The sequence below is a fragment of the Pseudomonas protegens genome, assembly GCF_003732485.1.
In the GTDB taxonomy this organism is placed as follows: Bacteria; Pseudomonadota; Gammaproteobacteria; order Pseudomonadales; family Pseudomonadaceae; genus Aquipseudomonas; species Aquipseudomonas protegens_B.
In genome coordinates, this window is the sequence record NZ_MOAK01000025.1 from 18,697 (window position 1) to 22,788 (window position 4,092).

Sequence of the window (4,092 nt, forward strand, 5' to 3'; positions counted from 1 at the left end):
CGTATCGGTAACCGTGGTTTCAGCCGGTTTATCGCTGATCTCCAGCTTCTCGTAATTGCCACCGTCGGCCTTGGTAATGGTGGTGCTCAGGGAACTGCCACCGGCCAGAGCGTCGTTCGGCGCGGTGAAATTCACCGAACCTTGGCTTTCGCCAACTGGGATAGTGATGGTCTGACCGTTGGACAGAGTCACCACGACTGGCGAGCCGGTTACCGGCGCCGAAACCGACGCGGTGTACACCACGATGCCGCCTTCGGCGACGCTCGGGGTCGCGGTCAGGCTGACGGTCGACGTATCGATAGTGTCGGTGACATCAGTCACAGCCGGAGCCGGGTTAGTGACCAGGTTCTCGAAGTTGCCGCCATCCGCTTTAGTGATAGTGGCTTCGACCTTGCCCGCGTCCTTGTACACGTCATCGGCAGGCGCAGGCACTGTGGCGGTGCCAGTGGTGGCGCCGGCTGCGATGGTGATCACCGCACCGTTAGACAGGGTCACGGTGACCGGAGTACCGGCAGCGTTGGTCAGAGTGGCGGTGTAGACGATTGAACCGCCTTCGGCCACGGAATCGGTAGCCGACAGGCTCAGCGTTGTGGTGTCCGGAGTATCGGTCACTGTGGTTTCAGCGGGTTTGTCGCTGATATCCAGCTTCTCGTAGTTGCCGCCATCGGCCTTGGTAATGGTGGTGCTCAGGGAACTGCCACCGGCCAGAGCGTCGTTCGGCGCGGTGAAATTCACCGAAGCCTGGCTTTCACCGACCGGGATGGTGATGGTCTGACCGTTGGACAGGGTCACCACAACCGGCGAACCGGTAACCGGCGCCGATACCGAAGCGGTGTACACCACAGTGCCGCCTTCAGCGACGCTTGGGGTAGCGGTCAGGCTGACAGTGGACGTGTCGATGGTATCGGTGACATCGGTCACTGCAGGCGCCGGGTTGGTTTCCAGGTTTTCGAAGTTCCCGCCGTCAGCTTTGGTGATGGTGGCTTCGACCTTGCCCGCGTCCTTGTACACGTCGTCAGCCGGTGCTGCGACTGTGGCAGTGCCCGAAGTGGCGCCCGCGGCGATGGTGATCACCGCGCCATTGCTCAGGGTCACGGTCACCGGAGTGCCGGCCGCATTGCTCAGGGTGGCGGTGTAGACAATGGAGCCGCCTTCGGCCACCGAGTCAGTGGCCGATAGGCTCAGCGTCGTGGTGTCCGGAGTGTCGGTGACAGCGGTCTCGGCCGGCTTGTCATTGATCTCCAGTTTTTCGTAGTTACCGCCATCGGCCTTGGTGATGGTGGTGCTCAGGGAGCTGCCGCCAGCCAGGGCATCATTGGGCGCCGTGAAGTTCACGGTGGCGGAAGACTCGCCCACCGGAATGGTGATGGTCTGACCGTTGGACAGGGTCACCACAACTGGAGAACCGGTCACCGGCGCCGAAACCGACGCGGTGTACACCACGGTGCCGCCTTCGGCGACGCTTGGGGTAGCGGTCAGGCTGATGGTCGAGGTGTCGATGGTGTCAGTGACATCGGTCACCGCTGGAGTCGGGTTGGTCTCCAGGTTCTCGAAGTTGCCGCCGTCAGCCTTGCTGATGGTGACTTCAACCTTGCCTGCGTCCTTGTAGACGTCATCTGCTGGCGCCGCGACAGTGGCGGTGCCAGTCGTGGCGCCGGCGGCGATGGTGATCACCGCGCCGTTGCTCAGGGTTACGGTCACCGGGGTGCCAGCGGCATTGGTCAGTGTGGCGGTGTAAACGATGGAACCGCCCTCGGCCACGGAGTCGGTGGCCGACAGGCTCAGCGTCGTGGTGTCCGGGGTGTCGGTTACTGTGGTTTCAGCGGGCTTGTCGCTGATCTCCAGCTTCTCGTAGTTGCCGCCGTCAGCCTTGGTGATGGTGGTGCTCAGGGAGCTGCCGCCAGCCAGGGCATCGTTGGGTGCGGTGAAGTTCACGGTGGCGGACGATTCGCCCACCGGGATGGTAATGGTCTGTCCGTTGGACAGGGTCACTACAACTGGCGAGCCGGTCACCGGCGCCGACACCGACGCGGTGTACACCACGGTACCGCCTTCGGCCACGCTTGAAGTCGCCGTCAGGTTCACCGTCGAGGTATCGATGGTGTCGGTGACATCGGTGACGGCTGGCGCTGGGTTGGTTTCCAGGTTCTCGAAGTTGCCGCCGTCAGCTTTGGTGATGGTGACTTCGACCTTGCCCGCATCCTTGTACACGTCGTCAGCCGGTGCGGCGACGGTGGCTGTACCCGAGGTAGCGCCAGCGGCGATGGTGATGACTGCACCGTTGGACAGGGTCACGGTGACCGGAGTGCCTGCAGCATTGGTCAGGGTAGCGGTGTAGACAATGGAGCCGCCCTCGGCCACGGAGTCGGTGGCCGAGAGGCTCAGCGTCGTGGTGTCCGGCGTATCGGTAACACTGGTCTCAGCGGGTTTGTCGTTGATGTCCAGCTTTTCGTAGTTGCCACCGTCCGCTTTGGTGATGGTGGTGCTCAGGGAGCTACCGCCAGCCAGGGCGTCATTCGGTGCAGTGAAGTTCACGCTGCCGGAAGATTCGCCAAGCGGAATGGTAATGGTCTGGCCGTTGGATAGGGTGACCACAACCGGAGAGCCGGTAACCGGAGCGGTGACCGATGCGGTGTACACCACGGTGCCGCCTTCAGCGACGCTTGGCGTAGCAGTCAGTGAAACGGTGCTGGTATCGATGGTATCGGTGACATCAGTCACCGCTGGAGCTGGGTTGGTGACCAGGTTTTCGAAGTTGCCACCGTCCGTTTTGGTGATGGTGGCTTCGACTTTACCGGCGTCTTTGTAGACGTCGTCGGCTGGCGCCGCAACAGTGGCGGTGCCAGTGGTGGCGCCAGCGGCGATGGTGATCACAGCACCGTTGCTCAGGGTCACGGTCACCGGCGTTCCGGCAGCGTTGGTCAGAGTGGCGGTGTAGACGATAGAGCCGCCCTCGGCCACAGACTCAGTGGCCGTCAGGCTCAGAGTCGTTGTATCCGGCGTATCGGTCACGCTGGTTTCAGCGGGTTTATCGCTGATTTCCAGTTTCTCGTAGTTGCCGCCATCGGCCTTGGTAATGGTGGTGCTCAGAGAGCTACCGCCAGCCAGGGCGTCATTCGGCGCGGTGAAGTTCACGCTGCCGGAGGACTCGCCCACTGGAATAGTGATGGTCTGGCCGTTGGACAGGGTCACTACCACTGGCGAGCCAGTCACTGGCGCGGTGACCGATGCGGTGTATACCACGATGCCGCCTTCAGCGACGCTCGGGGTTGCGGTCAGGCTAACAGTCGAAGTGTCGATGGTATCAGTGACATCGGTCACCGCTGGAGCCGGGTTGGTTTCCAGGTTCTCGAAGTTGCCGCCCTCGGCCTTGCTGATGGTGACTTCGACCTTGCCGGCATCTTTGTAAACATCATCCGCAGGAGCGGCAACGGTTGCAGTCCCCGAAGTGGCGCCTGCCGCGATGGTGATGACGGCACCGTTGGAGAGTGTGACCGTGACCGGAGTGCCAGCGGCGTTGGTCAGTGTAGCGGTGTAAACGATGGAGCCACCTTCGGCCACGGAGTCGGTGGCCGACAGGCTCAGGGTGGTGGTATCTGGCGTATCGGTAACGCTGGTCTCAGCAGGTTTATCGCTGATTTCCAGTTTTTCGTAGTTACCGCCATCGGTCTTGGTGATGGTGGTGCTCAGAGAGCTACCGCCAGCCAGGGCGTCATTCGGCGCGGTGAAGTTCACGGTGCCAGAGGATTCGCCCACCGGAATGGTGATGGTCTGGCCATTGGACAGCGTTACTACGACCGGGGAGCCAGTTACTGGGGCGGACACCGAGGCTGTGTACACCACGATGCCGCCTTCGGCGACGCTTGGGGTAGCGGTTAACGAAACGGTGCTGGTATCGATAGTGTCAGTGACATCAGTCACGGCAGGCGCTGGATTGGTGACCAGGTTCTCGAAGTTGCCGCCATCCGCTTTGGTGATGGTGACTTCGACTTTGCCGGCATCCTTGTAGACGTCATCGGCCGGTGCCGCCACGGTGGCGGTGCCAGTTGTGGCGCCTGCGGCAATGGTGATCACCGCGCCGTTGCTCAGGGT

General features: G+C 62.1%; 1 protein-coding gene. It reads right to left on the minus strand.

The features are described 5' to 3' along the window. Positions 1-4,092: immunoglobulin-like domain-containing protein (locus BLX41_RS33985; protein ID WP_404942732.1), on the minus strand; the 4,092-nt coding region annotated here is incomplete at both ends.